Raw genomic sequence first — 18248 nt, forward strand, 5'->3', positions numbered from 1 at the left:
TCGTTTACTGGTACAACAACGTCAGATTCCACGAAAGCCTTGACACCAAACACTATCTCCAAACACCAGAAGATGCCTTCTGGAGCAGGTTGCCGGTAGAGGCAAGGTTAGGTGTTGCATTCAAGCTTTTTGATGAGGTGTTGGGGGATGAGAGGTAGGGTTTATAAGGTCAAAAATTTCGGGACTATACACCTCAAGTTTAGTTCCTAAATCTTCTTTATTTAAAATTTTCGAACTCAAAGGTTCTGAGACAGAACTCCCCTAATCTCTGACAACGATTACATTAGCCCTCCACCAAATATACCTCTTCGGAACCTTAATTTTGGCTCCGAACTTCCCGGGAAGAATTGCAAATACTTTACCTTGCCGAAACAAAGGTAGGCTAATGCCAGAATGTTCGTCGCTGGAGCCACTCAGAGTACCATCATAAGAACTGTGCTTGTTCTTTTGAAAATGCCGAAAGCTATGGGAATAACTGTATGAACATCCGCAAGGAAATGAAATTAACGCCAAGGGAAACGATTTCACCTTGGATGTTGCCGCTCCGAGGTAGTTTATTAAAAACAGCTTTGTTTATCATCGACATCAGTGCTCCCGCAATGAGTAAAGCCGGAACCAGACAGGTCAGCACGTGCAGAACTATGTATTCTTTTAAGGCATTGATTCCCGCTAGTATTAGTGTGTAAGCATCCATATCTGGGTTAAACCTTATTACATTAAGACTTTGGTTTAAATATGATTTAAAAATTAAACAACAAAAGTTTAAAAATTCAGATTTGTGCTGAGCAGTGTAATGTTTACTCTAACCCAATAAGTGGTGATAAGCATGGAACTCGATATTGAGAATTTTAAAAAAAATACATCCTGGCGAGGCAGAACGAAGATGGGGGTTTTGCAATCTGCAATCCTTTGCCTTCATCCCTTGCAGAGACCTTTTATGCTGTCCAGATTCTTAAAGCTCTGGAAATAGAAATCCTCAGGAAGGAGAGGCTAATAGAATGCTGACAGCACACTAAGCGGGGAGAGGGGGGTTACTGCAACATACTCATTCGAATCGCCCAACATTCTAAGAGAAATCTACTGCATAGCAACATCTCTGAAAATCGGTGGAGTTAGGATTCCTGAGAAAGTGAGAGGTTTTGTTGAGAACTTCAGGAAAGATGGTGAGTATGGCACAAAAGATGCAACTTTGAAGGAGACTTTCTACTGCGTTTCAGTTTTGGGAGTGAAAGACAGGAGACTCATCAGATTTGTTAAAAGATTTCGGTATCGTGAAGGCGGTTATGTTAAAAGTCCTAGCAGCTATCCGCCTTACCTTGAGGAAACGTACTACACACTCTCGATTCTGGACATTGCGGGACAGATCGAACCAGATCAGGAAACGAGAAGATACTTGCTACCACTCCAGAACTCTGATGGCGGATTCAGAAGGAGCCCTTATCTCGGAATTTCAAGCCTTGAAAATACTTTTTATGCTGTTATGAGCCTAAAATTGCTGGATAAGTCCATATGATAACATGTTCTGACTTCAAATGGTGAGGATGTTATTGGGATACCGCTAAATACTGTAACTTTTTTATTTTGTTTTTTCAAGCTTATCTCGGTGCGAGAGAAAATCGGTTTCTGGGAAGCTGTTAGTATCGGCATAGGAGGAATGATTGGTGGTGGTATATTTGCCGTTCTCGGCTTGAGCGTGCAGATTGCGAAGGGTTCAGCTCCAATTGCGTTTCTCATTGCTGGGTTGGTAGCGTTAATTACAGCATACTCCTATGCAAAGCTGAGTCTCAGGTTTCCAAGCGAGGGTGGGACTATAGAGTTCATAGTTAAGGCTTATGGAACAGGTTTGTTTTCTGGAGGTCTGAACGTCCTCCTTCTGGTTAGCTATGTTGTCATGATTGCTCTCTACGCCTACGCCTTCGGAAGCTACGCTGCAAACAGCATTGGAGCCCCATTTTTGAAGGACTTCTTTATCGCTTTCGTTATCATCCTCTTTACAGTTTTAAACGCCCTCGGAGCTGTTGTAAGCGGGAGAACTGAAGATTTGCTTGTTGCATTCAAGCTTGCAGTCTTGATCATCGTTGCGGCAGCGGGAATCGTCTTTGTAAACTCAGAGAAGCTCATGCCCTCGAACTGGGCAGATGCTGCAAGCATCATTGCTGGAGGGATGGTTATATTTCTTGCGTATGAGGGATTTGAGCTGATTGCCAACGCTGGTGGCGACGTTGAGCATCCGAAGGTTCTTGAGAAGGCTTTCTACACATCAGTGGCTGTTGTCATCACCGTTTATGTTTTAATAGCCGTAATAACTGTCGGAACATTGCCCTATGAGAAGGTCGTGGAGGCTAGAGACTATGCTTTGGCCATCGCAGCAGAACCATCCCTCGGCCAACTCGGTTTCTGGTTCGTCACCTTTGCCGCGCTCGCCTCAACAAGCTCAGCAATCAATGCAACTCTTTACGGCACTGCAAGGGCAAGCTACATGGTTGCAAAATTTGGAGAGCTTCCTGAGTTTGTGGGGAAAAGACTGTGGAAGCAGGCTTACGAAGGATTAATAGTAATCTCAGTTCTTTCCATGATTGTATCTTCCACAGCGAACCTCGAAACAATAGCCACTGCTGGAAGCGGCGGATTCCTGCTTATATTTGCTGCTGTGAACCTTGCTGCAGTCAAACTCAGGGATAAAGTTAAGGCCAATCCTTTCGTGTGCTTCGTTGGGGCAGTGATGGCATTTGCAGCCTTCATAATCCTTGCACTTAAAATGGCAGAGGAGAATTCCTTCTCCTTGCTGGTTATGCTCTCCCTCATACTGGCCTCATTCCTCTTCGAGTTTACCTACAGGTGGTTTACAGGAAGAGAAATCGGCAGATACGTTGACAGAAGACTGGTAGAAAGAGAGAAGAATCTTAGGGAATGGGAAAAGTGGATTCCGAAGGTGTTGAGTGAGATTGGAAGAAGATACGACGACAGTGAAGTTTACCTCGTTGGAAGCTTAGCGAGAGGAGAGGCTGAGAGAGCTAACGATGTTGATCTGCTGGTACTGACAGATGCTGTAGAGAAGGAGGAAAAGAAGAGAATCGTGAGAGACGTCAGGGAAAAGTTGGAATTAACTCCCCAGCACTGCCTCGACCTCCATTTCGAAAAGAAAAAGTTCAAGGAAGAGGCTTTGAGAAAAGCTAAGCATTACAAACGTTTGAGATGAGTGGATAGGAGAAGTAAAAACTTCTAATATCTCTGAGACTTCTCGAATTAAAAAATCGGCAAAGGATGCAGCGTACTCCTTTAATGGCAAAGATAATTCCAACCAAACATCACAATCTTCTCAACAAAGCGTGCTCATGAAGCTTAATTGCTAATACTAAAAACCCAATCGAGAACCCAGCTAAAATGATGAAATCGAGGTAAATCGGTAGAAAAGGGCTCATTCCGAACGAATCCCTTGCTATATCCGTGAAATACGTGAGAGGAGAGATCATTGAAACAACCTTTCCCCAGGCTGGAAGCTCCTGAACAGGGATGAAAATCCCGCTTACGAATATCAGCGGAAAGCGAACAAGCGATGAGATCATCATGACCGTCGAGGGCAGGTTTGTCGGATAGGCTGAAAACAGCAATCCCAGGCAGGAGAAGCAAAAGGTAGCCAGAAGTATTGCAGGAATTATGACAGGATTTGGAGTAAATCCGAGGCAAAATGCCAAGAGCAATGGGATGAAGGACATGCAAATTCCAAAGGACAACGAGGCGATAATGTCTCCAAAAATGATTGTTGATGTTGAGACGGGGCATGCGAGCAGCCTTTCAAGCGTTCTCATCTGTCCTTCCCACGGAGCTATAACCGGTGAGACGGAAGTTGAGGCGAAGAAGACGGTCATTGAAATCAACCCTGCCATCAAAAAATTCAAGGGAAGATCTCTGCCAATCCAGAAGGCTAAAAATAGGAATAAAGGTAGCAGAATGCCAAAAATTACAACTGGCCCTTTCAAATAATACATCATTATATCCTTCTTCGCAATTGCCAGGCATTTCATCCTTCTGCCTCCAAGAGCTTTAAAAAGGCATCCTCAAGCGTTGGGGTTCGAGTGTTGATTGAGACTATCTCTGCACTGCTCTTTCTCGCAAAGTCAACTACCTCGCAGATCGTTTTGTATGGGTCGGTTGTGTATATCACGTATTTGTCTCCTACTTTCTCCGCATTCTCTATGTTCAGCTCCACCTTACCTCCAAAACTCACTTCAATCGCAACACTTCCGCCAACTCTGCTCTTCAGTCTCTCAGGAGTGTCTATCGTAACGATTTTGCCCCTGTTTATTATCGCAATCCTGTCGCACATCATATTTACCTCATCCATGTTGTGAGAAGTAAGAAAGACCGTTTTTCTTTCATTTGCTATCTCCAAAATCTTTTCTCTTATCATCCTCGCACTCTGGACATCTAAGCCGCTTGTAGGCTCATCCAAGAACAAAATTTCCGGATCACTTATCAGAGCCATGCAGAGCATCAGTCTCTGTTTCATGCCTTTAGAGAATCCTCTAACCTTTGCATCTTTCCGCTCATAAATTCCAAACTCTTTGAGCAATTCGTTAGCTCTCGCCTCTGCATCTCTTTTACGCATCCCGTAAAGGCTTGCGATGAGCATTATGTTCTGCCAGGCTGTTAAATCAGGATATGCGTTTGACACTTCTGGCAGAACTCCGATTGACTCCTTGGCCTTCAGAGTCTCCTCAACAACATCGTAGCCGTTCACTCTCGCTTTTCCAAAGTCTGGCTTTATTATGCCTGTCAGAATCCTAACAGTAGTGGTTTTACCGGCTCCGTTTGGACCGAGAAAACCGAAAATCTCCCCTCTTTTCACCTTAAACGATACACCTTTCAGAGCTTCAACATCGCCAAACCTCTTCTTTAGATCTTCAGCCTCTATTGCCATCATTCTCCCACCAGAGGAAAAGATAATTTTGGTATAGCTTCAATAACCATTTTATTCACTTCCTTCCATCCAATTAAGCAATGAATAGAAGTGATGCTTGTGATGGCAAATGTTAAGCGCAACAATAGACGCTTAAATCGCATTCTTCACACCTCCACTTCTTTGCTTAAAAATTATTCCTACTGTATTCAATCGCATTAACAGGGCAAGCATCTACACACCTATTGCACAGATAACATTCAAGTTTCGCATCGCCGTCTGCCTCGTTTGTAGGACAGGCTCTCTCGCATTTTTTACAGTTTATGCAACTATCATTTCGCCGCAGTTTGAACAGACTTCTGGCGGAAGCCAGAGATAGCAGCACACCGTATGGACAGAAAAATCGACAAAATGGTCTATAAATGACAGCAGATATCACCAACAGCACCAAAAAGACGTAGAAAAAAGGTGACGTAATATTTAGGTAAAAGAAATCACGAAATCCGAGATATGTAAGAATTCCCACTGAAAAAACAAGACCAAAAAAGAGGAACACGATAAAAAAGAGTAAATGAACCGGTAGAGTTTTGCTTGTAATTCTCAGCTTCTTTACAGGTGCACTGTAAACTAATTCCTGTATCGCTCCGATGGGGCAAAGATAACCGCAAAAAATCCTGCCGAACACAAATGTCAGAACGATAAACAGCAAAAAACCCACGATTGCAACCTGATTCTCCCACGCCTTACCGAGAATGAGCAGTTGGAACTGGTTTGGGAACATAGGTGCAAAAACGAGGAATCCGACGATGGTTGAGGTAACAACAAAAAGATATCCAATTTTCCTGGTGAACCTATTTTTATAGAACAGGACGACTAAAATGAAAAATCCGATTATCGCATAGATCATCCCAGTCATTTTTGGTATAGCTTCAACAACCATTTTCAGTCACCTCCTTCCATCCAAGTACTTTTTCAATAAATATACCCATAATTACAACGAAAATTATGGTCAAGGACAGTCGTGACAGCATGAACCGCACTCCAAGAAACTGAAGCTCCACCATTTCCTGCGGAACCTTTATGCATGCCCAAGCAGATAAGAAGACGACGATGTTGGATATTTTAGCGCCTTTTTTGAGTAACGCAGAAGCAATTGGAAAGGCAATATATAGTGGGCCGGTAGGTAATGTGCCAAGGATTATGGCAAGGAAAATACCCTTTACACCGGATGTTTTTCCAAGATACCTCACAACAATATCTTTTGGCACCCATACTGCAAAAAGACCTAACATCACCATCACTGCAGGAAGTATCAACATCATCTCAATGAAAAAATTCCATGATGTACTGAGTACTGGCTCTTTTTTATCTGGAAAGATGTAAAGAAGAGTTAACGTAACAATTGAAATTACCCCTAATATAATCAAATCTCGTATTATCCCTTGTTTTTCTTTCATGTTTTTGTTTATCTTTTCTTGCTCACTCATAGAATCGCCCCCATAATGAGCGCAATTATAATTGCGATAACGAAGCTAATACTATTTCGTAGAAGTGCTATACTCTTCCCGAGTTCTCTTATCTCCAGAGGTAACGTGGCTATTCCAACCATAGTCAATGTGGTGATAAAAGCAGCAACCACACCCACTCCTGCCCCATTCTCTAGGAGGGATGCAGCTAAAGGGAATGCCAATAGGGAAGGGATGTGCATTAGCGCACCAACTGCACCCACAAGCAACACACCCCATAATCCAGACTGCTCGCCCGCAAATCTTGATATTTGATCAGGTGGTGTAAATCCAAGCAGTAAACCGATGACAAGTATGATTACTAAGACCAGTGGAAGTATTCTGATGAAAGATTTCCCAGCTATTTTGAGAGATTGTATTGTCTTTTCCTTATCTTTGATAAACGCTATCGAAAGAGCAACGATGGCTATACCATTGATGAGAATTGCAGTAACGGACATTTAATCACCTTTCACCAAATCAATTACAATTTTTCTCGTTTTGAGTTTCCACACTTTTTGCGGTGCGCCTTTCTGCTCGATATAGCCAGCAACCTCCACTATTCCGGCATTTTTGAGTTCAGACAGGTGGTAGTATAATCCCGAAGACGTTATGGCTTCGTCTTTCTCAAGCAGGCACTCTAAAATCTCTTTCGTGCTTTTTTCTCCGTCCTTCAGGCAATCTATAATTAGCCATCTCGTCGGGCAGTGTAAAGCCCTGACCATCCGCCTGAAATCCTCGAAGTTTTTACTCTGCACCCAGTGCTCACCGCAGTCCATGCACATATTACCACAATATTCGAGTTTCTGGCTTGAATATTGCATGAAAACTTTATAAATTTTGTGGCGCTACTTACCACATCCGCCTAATAATTCCGGCTATCAGATTTATTCTTGGAACTCTCTATATAGTTCCTATATGCGTTAATGCGACATCCTTATGCATGTTTTAAGGTAATGCTTTTTTAATTACTGCGAGTTCTGGGCTCCTTTCGGTACTCAGCGTAAGAGTAAACGATCGTATAGATCGCAACCAAAATTATGGGGGCGAGAATGAAAAATAACGCATAATTCTGGAAGAATGTGCCAATAAAAGCAATAAATCCGGCAGCTTTAAACAACTTCCCCCCAATCTTATGTGTTTTCTCCCAAACTCTCTCACTGCTCAGTGTCCAAGGAGTTCTTATTCCAATAAACCAATTCCTCTTTGCGTTCTCTATTAAAATTCCGCAGTAGTAATACAGGAAACCAAAAGCTGGCGCCAACATCTGAACAATGCTGAATCTGGCGCCAATGTTCCACAAGATGGTCAGAACATGAACGTAAAACAGAAACAGGATTATCAGGACAACAAACCCGTCGTAGTATTTCCTGAACTCTTCAATGTTGTGCTTCAAAGGGTCTATTTTTGGAATTGACATAAAAAGCAAAAACAACCCTACGGAGATCAGCGGGACTAAGAACAGACCCCAGAACTTGGGAAGGTATCCGTTCACTTGCCCCTGAGCATTCCAGTGTGACGCCATTTCCTCCGGCATTCGAGGATAGAGACAAACGCCAAGAATAAAGGACAGCAGGATTATCCCCAAGGCGATTGCATTACTTTTTCTCATATTTCTGGTTTAAGTTTCCCAATTTAACAACATTTCGTTCTGTTTTACGGATATTTACAAAGAGCTTTTAATTTAAGATTCTCAAGCTCCTTTATCCTGTATCCCAGCTCCTTCGCAGCGTTAATAGCTTCCTGATCGTTTTGAATCTCCCCCTCTTCAAAAGCGATCCCACAAACTCCTCTGTTCGCTGGGATCATCTCGTGCTTTAAGAAGTGCGTTAATGGCTGTTATTGCGCTCTCGATTCCGTATCTCCTCCCTACAGCTATCGCACCACCAATTTTGTTCCTCAGCCTACCCCTTATACACCAAGTCCTGTCCATAAAAGCTTTCATTTGAGCTGAAACGTTGTTAAAATAGACCGGAGATCCAAGAACTATAACATCGCTCTCGAATAGCATTGGAGATATCAATTCCATGCCATCCTTAACGACACATTTTTGAGTTTCAGGCAACTTCTGCACGAGTTGCATGGATTTATTTCGTAATCGGACAGCTTTATAAGGTCTCCTCCCGTTACGGATCTCGTTATCTCAAGCAAGTAATCTGTATTGCTCCTTTTTCTCGGACTTCCAGATATGAATAATACTTTCATGGTATCAATTAACATTTCCCTTTTTAAGAATCCTTGGCACAATTCTGAAGAACACGCTCGCCATCGGCATCTGAACCATGAAGCAGGCTATAACGGCCAAAACGACGCTTGAATGCGGGAAGGCAGCTATTGCGAGGGCTATAGCGATCTCCCTTCTTGGCACTCCAAACCAGTGATCGTAGTCCTTCACGCTACCACCTCAAAATCACCAGAACTCGAAGAGGCAGCGATCGCTTTCGGGCTGTCTTTCAACTCTTTTCACGTTCTCCACACCGTAAACTCTCGCAAAACCCTTTGCAAAGGGCAAGCAGTACTTTTCACACCATATCGGCATGTAGCGGTGGATAGGACATCTGCTTGCGGTAACGAGCTTATCTCCCAGTTCCGAAGAGAATTTGAAGTCCACGTAGTCTTTCGCCTCTCCAAAAAACTTTTGGAATCCGTATTGTAATCCTTCCAAGCCGTCCTTCATTTTTACGAGCCTTCCGAGAAACTCTCCAGCCTTCTCGACAACTACCATACTCCCACCTATGACAAAAATTAAAGAGTTAGATATCCCTGCCAGATGAACTTCAGCGATACGTAGAGGAAGACGAAGCCGAATATTGCCTTTATCGCCCATGGCGGAACGACTTTTGTCAGCCTCGCTCCTATCTGCGCTCCGATGATCGTTCCAATGCCCAAAGCAATCGCTGCAACAACATCAACGACACCCTGATAGAGCTTGAACGCTCCGCTGACCACCGCCATGCTTATGAATGATGCCAGAGATGTGCCGACAGCAATCTTCACTGGAGAGCCCAGCAGGTATATGAACGAGGGGACTAGGGCGTATCCTCCACCAAGACCGACTATTCCGGTGATAATTCCGATGAAAAAGCCTATCGTAGCTTTCGCAGCCCCAGAACCGGGCACCTCATTTCCGGGTTTTTCCGGCATTGCCCTCTTAATCGTTCCTTCGTAGATCATTCTTATGCTGACGTAGAGGAAGGCAAAGCCGAGGATGAAGTTCAGGAGCCAGAGCTGGTCTGCGATGTAGAAGAAGATTACGCTTCCAACCGCTGCTCCAACTGCACCGCTTACGGCAACAACCTTAGTTGTTGAGTAGTCTACGTTTTTCAGCCTTATGTGTCCTATGGCTCCAGAAGAGGCAGTCAGGATTACCGCTGTAATAGTTGTTCCTATAGCCACCGGAAGCGGATAATTGAAGACGAACGCAAGGGATGGCAGCATTATGACACAACCACCTATGCCAAGCAACCCTCCAAGAGTTCCAGCAATAAGCCCCGTAATAAACAGTAGCGTTGCAGTTACCGGATCCATTTACATCACCTCACGATCAGGACAGGCTTTTTCGCATGTCTCGCCACCCTTTCAGCGCAGGAGCCAAGAGTTACATCTTCAATTTCTGCAACTGCGCCACTTCCTTTCTCAGTCATGACAATCATGTCCACTCCTTCCTCTTCCGCTGTTTCGATTATTGCCTTCCAGCATTTTCCAGTTTTCACAATCCTCTTCTCAGCATCGTACTTCTCAAGCTCTTTCTCAGCTTCCTTCAGCCTTTCTTCCACAAACTTTTTAAAATCCATTCCGGGCTTCGAGAACCACGGGTAGATTTTCTCCAGCAAGCTCTCTTCAAGAACATGCAGAACTATCACACTCCACCCGTGTTCCTTCGCAAACTCAAGAGCTTTTTCAGCTTCCTTTGAGAAATCAAGCGGGACAAGGACTTTCATTCCACATCACCCCCTACAAGCCATTCTAAAGCAGGAGTTGCGGTTGCAAAGATCGTTGAGGCTAGGGCAAACCTTGCAATCAAAATTGCCTCACCTATTTCTCTCTCCGTCACACCTCTCCTCTTCGCAATTTTCGTGAAAACCTCCGTGCACATCTTACTTCCAACAGCTGCAGCGACGGCAATCATTATGAGGTGCTTGTACTTCTCTGGGATGTTTGGCAGCTGCATCACGAACTGTCTCTCGTCCATCTGCCTCGGTATCCACTCTGGAACAACTTTCGACATTAAAAGCTGCGGAACCGGTTTTTCTCCGATCATTTCTTCCATTTTTCTCAGGGTCTCAGCAATGTCTGCTTCCTGATTACTTTCCGACATGTTTCTGTTTAGATAGTAATTGTATAAATCACTTTTTGTTTAAAATTTAAACAAAAGAAAAAGACTCTTTATCGAAGCAATCAAAAACCTTCAAAGATGTAACGTCGGCTACAAAAGAAAAAAGACATTAAAAATGACTTTCAAACTTTAACCACCATGACCACTGTTCGAACTTCGATGAAGGCGTAGAGAGACGTTGCAGTATAGCCGAACGCAGAGAGCACGAACCCGTTCTAAAAGATAATACTTAAGGAAAAATTTTGTTTCGAGTGTAATTATATAAAACTGCTCAAATACCTTTAAATAACCTAAGGACAAGCGAAAGAGAATGAAGAAAGTCGAACTTTACACCTACGACGATGCCGTTAAGGACCTGGAAGAAGGAGCTACGGAGATCGAGGTTACGGCGAAAAAGTGGGAGTCGATACTTTACGCTTTGAGAGAGATTGAAGACATTGCGATGCAGCTTACACCTCTCTGCGAAAAGTACATCGATTTCGACTGTGAAGGCTGTCCCTTAACCAACTTCGACCTCCCGTGTTCAGAGGCTATATCTACCTACAGCCTCTTCTGCGGCGACCTGAAAAAGCTGAGAATGGTTGCGGAGAACTTGCTCTCGATGATTATCGCCGCAGGAAGGTATGAGGAGAAGAGGAACAGCTTTTTCATCTAAGTGTAGAATCTGCGGCAAATCCATCCCTTTTTCACTTCCAGTTTGCCCTGATTGTTCAAAAAAGGATGAAGTTCTGGACATTGCCGTCTCACTCCACCCTCCTCTTTACAATAGGAAAATTAAAAAGTGCAAGCTGTGCAGCAACGAGTGTTCCGGCACAGCTCTTTGCGGTAAGCCTGAATACGGCAAGCTGACATACTACGAAGACCCTTTGCCAACAAACTGCTGCAACGCGTGGTTTTGCAGGGGGAGCGAACAAACAGGAACGAATCTCGCAGTCTTCTACTATGGATGTAACTTCGACTGCCTTTACTGCCAGAACTGGACACACAAGCACTTTGAAAACGTCAGAACGGTTAGCCTTGAAGAGCTTCTTCGTGCTGTGGAGAGTTCCAGAGTGAAATGCATCTGTCATTTTGGCGGTTCGCCTGAACCGCAGCTCCCCTTTGCCCTGAAATTCAGCAGAGAGGCTCTAAAGTTGAGGGAAAATCTGATGATTTGCTGGGAGTGGAACGGAGCAGGAAACACTTCTCTTGCTTTAAAAGCTGCCGAGCTAAGTTTAAAGTCTGGAGGAACAGTTAAGTTCGACCTCAAGGCATGGAATCGAAACCTACACATTCTGCTGACCGGAAGGGACAATGAGAGAGTAAAACACAACTTTGAGAGAATCTTTGATAAATGTGGAGCAGAAGTGCTCTCCACAACAACGCTGCTCGTGCCGTTTTACGTTGATGAGAAAGAAGTTGAGAGCATCGCCCGCTTCATATCTTCACTAAGCCCCGAAATCCCTTACAGCCTGCTTGTCTTTCATCCCGACTACAGAATGTCCGACTTCCCCGTTACTCCAGTGGAGCAGGTAAAGAGGTGCTACGAAGCTGCGAAAAGACACCTCAAAAAAGTGAATATTGGAAACCTACATCTTCTTGGACTTTAAAAGCCTTATAATGCCATCGAAGGTGTATTCTTCGGGAATCTCTGCCTTGATACCTTTTTCAGCAAGAACCTTCGCTGTGGGAGGGCCTATAGCCACGATTAAAATTTTCTCAAGTGCTTTGAGACACTCCTCGTCGCAGAGTTCAAGAAGGCCTCTAGCTATCATGCTGCTGGAGAAAACGATTGCATCGTAAAAACCTGCCTTCACTTTCTCAATCTCCCTTTTCTGCTCCTCTCCCTGCAATTTCTCGATTCTGTAAACCTCAATTTCCCTGAAGTCGGCAATTTCCGCCAGTCTCCTGATTACATCACTTCCAGCGTTGCTTCTGAAAGCAACAACTCTTTTCCCCCTCAGCATTTCAGCGAACTCTTTGTAAAGAGTCTCAGAGTCGAATTTTGAGGGTAAAAGCACCTCTTCTGCATCTATCAACTCTGCAGTTTTTTTGCCTATGGCAATAACCCTCCTCAGCTTTACTCCTCTCTCCTTCAAAGCTCTTGCCGCATTCTGGCTGGTGACTATCACAAAGTCATGTTCGGGAACTTCAAAATCAACGTATCTGAGCTTTATGAATGGGCAGCCGTATGCCTCAAATCCATGCTCTGAAAACTTTTTCAGAGTATCTTCGAGCAACTCTTCAGGCCGGAGAATCAGAACTTTCATAGAAGCTCTTCTCTCAAATCTTTAAGGAACGGGAACTTTTCCCTCACTTCATAAACCTCACTAAGCCTTATGTCGCTCATCATAACCTCCTGATACTCCGATGCTTCGATAAGAATGGAACCCATCGGATCGACGAGCATTGAGTGTCCTCCGTAGTCCAAATCGCCCTCAACGCAGTTCACACCGGCAACAAAAACCTGATTCTCGATTGCTCTCGCCTGAAGCAGAACTCTCCAGTGCTCAATTCTCTCCTTCGGGAACTCTGCCGGAATAGCGATAATTTCAGCACCCATCTTGACGAGCTTTCTTGACAACTCTGGAAACCTCACTTCGTAGCATATGAGCAACCCAATTTTGCCGAACGGTGTTTCAAAAACTTCAAGCTTGTCTCCCACCTTGAAGTGCTTTTTCTCATCCGTTAAGGGGAAAAGATGAGTTTTTCTGTATTTTCCAATTATCTTTCCTCTGTGGATTATAACCGCTGAATTGTATAAATCATCCCCCTCCCTCTCTGCAACGCCTGTTATTATCATGATATCCTTCTGTTGCGAAATCTTGAGCAGCAGGGAGAGCTCCTCCTCAAGAGGCTCCACAGACTCGTAGTTGTGCTTGTAAAAACCCGTGTTGAACACTTCCGGAAGTATGACAATGTTGGCTTTAACCTGAAGAGCCCTCTTAATGAGGCTCATCCCCTTCATTATGTTTACCTCTCTGTCAGGCAGAATTCTCTGCTGAGCTAAAGCCACACGAATCTTATTAGAGGTGCTCAATTACCTCACCCTCCTTTGTTATTCTCAACTTACCATCTTTTCTTTCAACGCAGAACCCCCACTCAAGTATTTTCAGGTGGTAATCAAGCTCTTTTTTACTTAAATTCAACTTCTCCATAATTTCCTCCTCACTCTTTCCTTCTGCTATCATCTTCAGGATTTCCTTCCTTACAGGATTTGCAACAGCCTTGTGATACCTCTCGTGGTATATCCTGCTTTTCTCGATGCTGTCGCTGTATTTTTCCCAGCTTGACATCTTCTTTAACTTGTTAATCTAAAATTTTAACTTTTCGAACGATTTATATAACCTTCACAAAAGGTCGGAGCGATGAGAGAAAAGATACTCTCAGTCCTTGAAGATTACGATAAAGATAACATCCACATAGGAACGATTGGAAGCCATTCAGCACTGAACATTTTTAAAGGAGCAAAGGAAGAGGGATTCAGCACGGTCTGCATTTGCAGGGAGAGGGAGAAGAAAGTTTACGAGAACTTTGGAGTTGTGGACAAGTTCGTAATCATTTCTGACTACGCGGAATTGCTGGAAGAAGAAATTCAGGATAATTTAAGGCAGTTAAACACAATTTTAATTCCTCACGGGTCATTCAACGCTTATATTGGTAAGTTCGACTCTCTGCTCCTCCCAATGTTCGGAAACAGAGAGCTGATGATCTGGGAGACGGATAGGGACAAGCAGAGAGAGTGGTTAGAGAGATCAGGAGTCAGGATGCCGAAGAAGTTTAGCAGTCCTGAGGAGATAAAAGGTCTGGCGATAGTGAAGTATCCGGGGGCAAAGGGGGGAAAAGGATACTTCATAGTCTCCTCTCCCGACGAATTTTACGAAATTTCGGAAGAAATGGTTAAGAAGGGTCTTATCAGGGAAAAGGATGTAAAAAACGCTGAAATACAGGAGTACATTCTGGGAGCGAACATCTACTTCTCATTCTTCTACTCCCCCGTTTACGGGCGGATAGAGCTTATAGCCGTTGATAGGCGGTATGAGTCAACAGCAGACGCCCTGGGGAAGGTTCCTGCAAAGGAGCAGATAAGGGTGAACATAAATCCAACATACACGGTGGTGGGAAACTTCCCTGTCGTTCTTAGGGAGTCTTTGCTCGTTCAGGCCTTTGAAGCTGCCGAAAGTATCGTTGAAGTTTCGAAGGAGATAGCCTATCCGGGAATGGTTGGAGCGTTCTGCATAGAGTCGATTTTTGACGAAAACGCAACGATGTATGTCTTCGAAATCTCCGCGAGAATAGTTGCAGGGACGAATGTTGGAATTCCTACCTCACCTTACTCCTACATCCTTTTCGGAGAGAACATGTATATGGGAAGAAGGATAGCAAGGGAGATAAGGCTTGCAATCGAAAAGGATATGCTCGCAGAACTGATATACTGAAGTGGCAAAAAATATTAAAAATTTAACGACTTATAAGGGAAAATATGGAGGATGAGATAAGAAAAGCAGCAAAAATTCTCGCCAAATCAAAGCACGCTGTGGTATTTACCGGTGCAGGAATTTCGGCAGAGAGCGGAATTCCGACCTTCAGAGGTGAAGATGGGTTATGGAGGAAGTACGATCCTGAAGAGGTGGCCTCTATTTCGGGATTCAAGAGAAACCCACGTGCTTTCTGGGAGTTTTCAATGGAGATGAAGGATAAGCTCTTTGCCGAGCCCAATCCTGCTCACTACGCCATTGCAGAACTGGAAAGAATGGGGATTGTAAAGGCCGTCATTACCCAAAACATCGACATGCTTCATCAGAAAGCAGGAAGCAGAAGAGTTTTAGAACTTCACGGCAGCATGGATAAGCTTGACTGCCTCGACTGCCACGAAACCTACGACTGGAGCGAGTTTGTTGAAGATTTCAACAAGGGAGAGGTACCGCGGTGCAGAAAATGTGGAAGCTATTACGTTAAGCCAAGAGTTGTGCTGTTTGGTGAACCTTTACCACAAAGAACGCTTTTTGAGGCCATTGAAGAGTCGAGGCACTGCGACACTTTCATGGTCGTAGGCTCAAGCCTCGTGGTTTATCCCGCTGCCGAAATGCCGTACATGGCCAAAAAATCAGGAGCAAAGATGATTATTGTAAATGCTGAGCCAACAATGGCCGATCCGATTTTCGACGTCAAAATTATAGGTAAGGCCGGAGAAATCCTCCCAAAAATAGTTGAAGAAGTTAAGAAGCTAAGACAGTAAAGAAATTTATCCTTTTTTTATTATTTTCAGAATCTTTTCCTTTACATTCAACCGTCAGAAAATTATAAATATACCTCACGACCATTAAAGAATATTAAAATTAAAGATTGGAGGTGGTGTGAATGGTCGAGTTGGACTTGACCCAGATACAGAAGGACATCCTGTATGCGTTGATAACGCTGTACAAGAAAAAGTCCGGTGGATCGGTTAAAGGAGAAGAGATTGCCGAGCTTATCAACAGGAATCCCGGGACTGTAAGGAACCAGATGCAGGCCTTGAGAGCCCTTGGTCTTGTAGAAGGTGTACCGGGACCGAAAGGCGGTTACAGGCCAACGTCAAAAGCCTACGAGCTACTATCAGTAACCAGGCCAGAAGAGTCTGTAGTTGTTCCTATCATCGTCAACGGAAACGTTATGGAAGAGCTCTCTGCTGAAGAGATTTCCATGCCTTCCATCTCGAATCCAAGCATCTGCCAGGCGAGAATTAGAATAATCGGGGACATCAAAAAGATCAGTCCCGGTGACAGCGTGATTGTTGGCCCAACACCTGTTAACGAGATGATGATTTACGGAAAGGTCGTCGGAAGAGATGATACGGAGAACACAATTGTGTTAGACATTGAAAAAATCGTGGCTCTGCCAAAAGACACGGTTGGAGAGCACATGTCCTCACCGATAATTTCGGTTGATGCGGAGGAGAAGGTTGCTGATGCCACGAAGGTGCTTGCAGAAAACGGAATTTACTGCACACCTGTTCAGAAGAACGGCAAGTTCGTGGGAATATTCACTCTCGACCACGTTGCAAAGGCTGTGTCAGAAGGGAAGCTTGACAGCAAAGTCGAAGAAGTGATGAGACCAAAGCTCGTAATGGTTGAAAAGGACACTAAGATCGGCGAGGCACTCAGACTCATGAGGGACGAAAAAGTGAGAATTCTCCTTGTCACAGACAAGGGAGAGCCTGTTGGAGTTATCACCGACCAGAAGATTTTGACAAAGCTTGCACCGGAGCAGGTTGAGTTCTAAAATTTTTATTTTTCACTTTTCTTTGATTTTGGATGTTAAAAATAAAAATTAATTAAAAAATTTTAATGCACTTCAAAATAAACTGCTGGAACGCTCTTTACAGCTTCACTTTCGGCCATGTAAACTGTGTGTGTTGTTCCCGGATAGGAATAGAGTGCCAAATCTATGTCGAACGCCACAACGTTGTCATACTCGAAGTCCACATCTACAAAGAGTCCGATGGCTCCTGCAGCAGTTGCAGCTCTGCCAGATATTTTGCCTGCAAGTACCAGAGCATCGATGAATTTAAGGCAGTCGATGGCGAGGTGGTCTGTGGTGAGGTCAAAGACGTTGAATAGGTAGTAAGGATACGTCGAACTCCTTGCAGTGTAGCTCCCTATATAGCTCCAGCTATCAACAGGCACTAATCTTGCGTTTGTTGGTTTCGAAGTTCCGGCTGTTATGGTTTCAGGATAGAAGTCCTTTACGTATACGTGCTCCATTGTTAGAATTGGGTCGTCATCGAGGTAGTAGACCCACTTCTCGTAGCGGTATCTGACATTCATCCAGATGTAGCAGTCATCACCGACATCAAATGGTCCTGTGACGCCTTTATCATTTCTTTTTTGGATTATATTGTACCCTGCAACGCTCCATGAATTGATGAAGGTGTTCACAGCGAAACCAACTTTCAGGTATCTGCCGTAGAAGAAGTCCATGACGCCCCACGTTGAGGAGTCAGGCTTCACGTAGCTCAAAACAACATGCAGAGTGTACTCGTAGTAATCCTCGATAGCCCAGTAGAGGTCACTGCTAAGGGGTTGAGGCTGTTCGAGCTTTGAAATGGCTTTCTTCACCTTCTCATCCTCCCTGAACTTTAACTTGACTTCTTCGCTCCTCAGATCATCCCAATCAAGATTTACGCCTTTAACATCCACGCCCTTCTCCGATACTGCAACAAGAAGAATCAAGGGCTGTGATAGTCTTCCATTTTTTCTGTATTCGTTCATCCAGGCTGATTTTGCGCTGCCTAAATACAACGCTAAACTCTTCTTTCCCGCAACCTCGTATTTACCCGCATGCCTGAATCCGTCAGGGAATAGAACGAAGGCATGAAACACTGCTTTTTCAGGACTTTCGACAGTTACAATCGCCGTGTTCTCCATCAGAACCTCCGCATAAACGGCGGTTCCAAGAAGTGTTAGTGCTATTAGTGCTGCTATTGCTCTGCTCAAAACTCCCACCTTCTTCGGAAGCCATATTGAATATTGACATTAAATGTTAATAA

The 18248-nt window shown here is 44.1% G+C and carries 24 protein-coding genes; 7 read left to right on the forward strand and 17 right to left on the reverse strand.

Features of this window, described 5'->3' with window-relative positions; all coding sequences use genetic code 11:
- Positions 1 to 1129 precede the first annotated feature (1129 nt).
- Positions 1130 to 1513 carry a hypothetical protein gene (locus tag H0Z19_RS05355; RefSeq protein WP_290724550.1) on the forward strand — a complete coding sequence of 128 codons (384 nt, stop codon included), beginning with the start codon at positions 1130 to 1132 and terminating at the stop codon, positions 1511 to 1513.
- A 90-nt stretch (positions 1514 to 1603) separates the two neighbouring features.
- Complete coding sequence (locus H0Z19_RS05360) at positions 1604 to 3199, forward strand: amino acid permease (RefSeq protein ID WP_290724552.1); 1596 nt, start codon at positions 1604 to 1606, stop codon at positions 3197 to 3199.
- A 109-nt stretch (positions 3200 to 3308) separates the two neighbouring features.
- On the opposite strand, the gene H0Z19_RS05365 is transcribed toward H0Z19_RS05360, so the two are convergent.
- The 13 genes from H0Z19_RS05365 to H0Z19_RS05425 all read right to left on the reverse strand — a co-directional run bounded on the left by H0Z19_RS05365 (position 3309) and on the right by H0Z19_RS05425 (position 10723).
- Positions 3309 to 4025, reverse strand: a complete 717-nt coding sequence (locus H0Z19_RS05365) for an ABC transporter permease (protein ID WP_290724554.1) — start codon at positions 4023 to 4025, stop codon at positions 3309 to 3311.
- Complete coding sequence (locus H0Z19_RS05370; protein WP_290724556.1) at positions 4022 to 4924, reverse strand: ATP-binding cassette domain-containing protein; 903 nt, start codon at positions 4922 to 4924, stop codon at positions 4022 to 4024. The genes H0Z19_RS05365 and H0Z19_RS05370 overlap by 4 nt, the downstream gene beginning before the upstream one ends.
- Positions 4925 to 5087: 163 nt before the next feature.
- Positions 5088 to 5840 carry a 4Fe-4S binding protein gene (locus H0Z19_RS05375; RefSeq protein ID WP_290724558.1) on the reverse strand — a complete coding sequence of 251 codons (753 nt, stop codon included), beginning with the start codon at positions 5838 to 5840 and terminating at the stop codon, positions 5088 to 5090.
- Positions 5830 to 6387, reverse strand: a complete 558-nt coding sequence (locus H0Z19_RS05380) for a permease (protein ID WP_290724560.1) — start codon at positions 6385 to 6387, stop codon at positions 5830 to 5832. The genes H0Z19_RS05375 and H0Z19_RS05380 overlap by 11 nt, the downstream gene beginning before the upstream one ends.
- Entirely contained in the window at positions 6384 to 6866 is a 483-nt protein-coding gene (locus H0Z19_RS05385) for a permease (protein ID WP_290724561.1), read from the reverse strand. The genes H0Z19_RS05380 and H0Z19_RS05385 overlap by 4 nt, the downstream gene beginning before the upstream one ends.
- The gene (locus H0Z19_RS05390; protein WP_290724563.1) at positions 6867 to 7229 is read right to left on the reverse strand and encodes a winged helix-turn-helix domain-containing protein; all 363 of its coding nucleotides are present in this window, start codon (positions 7227 to 7229) and stop codon (positions 6867 to 6869) included.
- A 140-nt stretch (positions 7230 to 7369) separates the two neighbouring features.
- Positions 7370 to 8017 (reverse strand): SdpI family protein, encoded by a 648-nt coding sequence (locus H0Z19_RS05395; RefSeq protein WP_290724564.1) that lies wholly within the window; start codon positions 8015 to 8017, stop codon positions 7370 to 7372.
- Between the two features lie 156 nt (positions 8018 to 8173).
- Positions 8174 to 8488 (reverse strand): flavodoxin family protein, encoded by a 315-nt coding sequence (locus H0Z19_RS05400; protein WP_290724566.1) that lies wholly within the window; start codon positions 8486 to 8488, stop codon positions 8174 to 8176.
- A gap of 126 nt (positions 8489 to 8614) precedes the next feature.
- Complete coding sequence (locus H0Z19_RS05405) at positions 8615 to 8800, reverse strand: hypothetical protein (RefSeq protein WP_290724567.1); 186 nt, start codon at positions 8798 to 8800, stop codon at positions 8615 to 8617.
- A 15-nt stretch (positions 8801 to 8815) separates the two neighbouring features.
- A complete protein-coding gene (locus H0Z19_RS05410) occupies positions 8816 to 9130 on the reverse strand; it encodes a hypothetical protein (protein WP_290724569.1) in 315 nt (104 codons plus the stop codon).
- 20 nt (positions 9131 to 9150) lie between these two features.
- Positions 9151 to 9933, reverse strand: coding sequence for a sulfite exporter TauE/SafE family protein (locus H0Z19_RS05415; RefSeq protein WP_290724570.1), 783 nt, complete (start codon positions 9931 to 9933; stop codon positions 9151 to 9153).
- Between the two features lie 5 nt (positions 9934 to 9938).
- Complete coding sequence (locus tag H0Z19_RS05420; RefSeq protein ID WP_290724572.1) at positions 9939 to 10346, reverse strand: universal stress protein; 408 nt, start codon at positions 10344 to 10346, stop codon at positions 9939 to 9941.
- Positions 10343 to 10723, reverse strand: a complete 381-nt coding sequence (locus H0Z19_RS05425) for a carboxymuconolactone decarboxylase family protein (RefSeq protein ID WP_290724574.1) — start codon at positions 10721 to 10723, stop codon at positions 10343 to 10345. Before H0Z19_RS05425 ends, H0Z19_RS05420 begins: the two co-directional genes overlap by 4 nt.
- 328 nt (positions 10724 to 11051) lie before the next feature.
- Between H0Z19_RS05425 and H0Z19_RS05430 the strand changes: the two genes are divergently transcribed.
- Together H0Z19_RS05430 and H0Z19_RS05435 are read left to right on the forward strand one after the other, a co-directional pair.
- Positions 11052 to 11396 carry a hypothetical protein gene (locus tag H0Z19_RS05430; protein ID WP_290724576.1) on the forward strand — a complete coding sequence of 115 codons (345 nt, stop codon included), beginning with the start codon at positions 11052 to 11054 and terminating at the stop codon, positions 11394 to 11396.
- Complete coding sequence (locus H0Z19_RS05435) at positions 11365 to 12330, forward strand: radical SAM protein (protein ID WP_290724578.1); 966 nt, start codon at positions 11365 to 11367, stop codon at positions 12328 to 12330. The genes H0Z19_RS05430 and H0Z19_RS05435 overlap by 32 nt, the downstream gene beginning before the upstream one ends.
- Here H0Z19_RS05435 and H0Z19_RS05440 read toward each other — a convergent pair.
- From H0Z19_RS05440 to H0Z19_RS05450, 3 genes are read right to left on the reverse strand one after another with little or no spacing between them, the layout of a single operon-like run.
- Entirely contained in the window at positions 12310 to 12990 is a 681-nt protein-coding gene (locus H0Z19_RS05440) for a uroporphyrinogen-III synthase (protein ID WP_290724580.1), read from the reverse strand. The genes H0Z19_RS05435 and H0Z19_RS05440 overlap by 21 nt on opposite strands.
- Positions 12987 to 13760: a carbon-nitrogen family hydrolase gene (locus tag H0Z19_RS05445; RefSeq protein ID WP_290724582.1), complete on the reverse strand. Its 774-nt coding sequence runs from the start codon at positions 13758 to 13760 to the stop codon at positions 12987 to 12989. Before H0Z19_RS05445 ends, H0Z19_RS05440 begins: the two co-directional genes overlap by 4 nt.
- Positions 13747 to 14016, reverse strand: a complete 270-nt coding sequence (locus H0Z19_RS05450) for a winged helix-turn-helix domain-containing protein (RefSeq protein ID WP_290724584.1) — start codon at positions 14014 to 14016, stop codon at positions 13747 to 13749. The genes H0Z19_RS05445 and H0Z19_RS05450 overlap by 14 nt, the downstream gene beginning before the upstream one ends.
- A gap of 72 nt (positions 14017 to 14088) precedes the next feature.
- On the opposite strand from H0Z19_RS05450, the gene H0Z19_RS05455 reads away from it, so the two are divergent.
- From H0Z19_RS05455 to H0Z19_RS05465, 3 genes are all read left to right on the forward strand, one after another.
- Complete coding sequence (locus H0Z19_RS05455) at positions 14089 to 15159, forward strand: formate--phosphoribosylaminoimidazolecarboxamide ligase (protein ID WP_290724586.1); 1071 nt, start codon at positions 14089 to 14091, stop codon at positions 15157 to 15159.
- Positions 15160 to 15203: 44 nt separating this feature from the next.
- Entirely contained in the window at positions 15204 to 15959 is a 756-nt protein-coding gene (gene cobB2, locus H0Z19_RS05460) for an NAD-dependent protein deacylase Cob2 (protein WP_290724587.1), read from the forward strand.
- A 122-nt stretch (positions 15960 to 16081) separates the two neighbouring features.
- Complete coding sequence (locus H0Z19_RS05465) at positions 16082 to 16981, forward strand: CBS domain-containing protein (RefSeq protein ID WP_290724588.1); 900 nt, start codon at positions 16082 to 16084, stop codon at positions 16979 to 16981.
- A gap of 62 nt (positions 16982 to 17043) precedes the next feature.
- On the opposite strand, the gene H0Z19_RS05470 is transcribed toward H0Z19_RS05465, so the two are convergent.
- Positions 17044 to 18195, reverse strand: coding sequence for a hypothetical protein (locus H0Z19_RS05470; RefSeq protein ID WP_290724591.1), 1152 nt, complete (start codon positions 18193 to 18195; stop codon positions 17044 to 17046).
- Between the last annotated feature and the right edge of the window lie 53 nt (positions 18196 to 18248).

The organism is Archaeoglobus sp., assembly GCF_017656475.1.
Classification (GTDB): Archaea; Halobacteriota; Archaeoglobi; order Archaeoglobales; family Archaeoglobaceae; genus Archaeoglobus.